Below are 425 nucleotides of genomic sequence, written 5' to 3'. Positions count from 1 at the left end.
CACCCACCACGACCATCTGCGCAGGCAGGTTCCGGTGCTCAATCTGGAGACGGCGCCCGAGGAAAAGGACATGTGGTCGCTGAACGACGCGCTGCGGTCCAGGGGGTGAGCGTCCTCACCCGCGCCAGACCCCTTCCTCCCTGAGGTCATCCATCGTGCGCGAAATCCCCTCGCGCAGGATCGCTACCATGTCGTCGACTTGCCCGCGGCTGATGATCAGCGGCGGCGACATCACGCACATGTTGATCAGCGGCCGCACCAGAAGCCCGAGCTCGTGGCAATGCGCGTCGATGCGCTTTCCGACATCCTTGTCGAGCTGCAGCGGGTTCTTGCTCTCGCGGTCGGCGACGCATTCGACGCAGGCCATCAGGCCGGCGCCGCGCACCTCGCCGACCAGCGGCAGCTCCTCCAGCGTCTTCAGCCGC

Annotated in this window: 1 protein-coding gene; it reads right to left on the bottom strand. The window is 66.6% G+C overall.

What is annotated here, in order from left to right:
- Window positions 1–115: 115 nt before the first annotated feature.
- Window positions 116–425: aminotransferase class III-fold pyridoxal phosphate-dependent enzyme (locus EN850_RS33685; protein WP_136092947.1), on the bottom strand; the 310-nt coding region annotated here is incomplete at its 5' end.

The organism is Mesorhizobium sp. M8A.F.Ca.ET.207.01.1.1, assembly GCF_004794715.1.
Lineage (GTDB): Bacteria > Pseudomonadota > Alphaproteobacteria > Rhizobiales > Rhizobiaceae > Mesorhizobium.
This window is presented reverse-complemented; position numbering and strand designations above follow the sequence as displayed.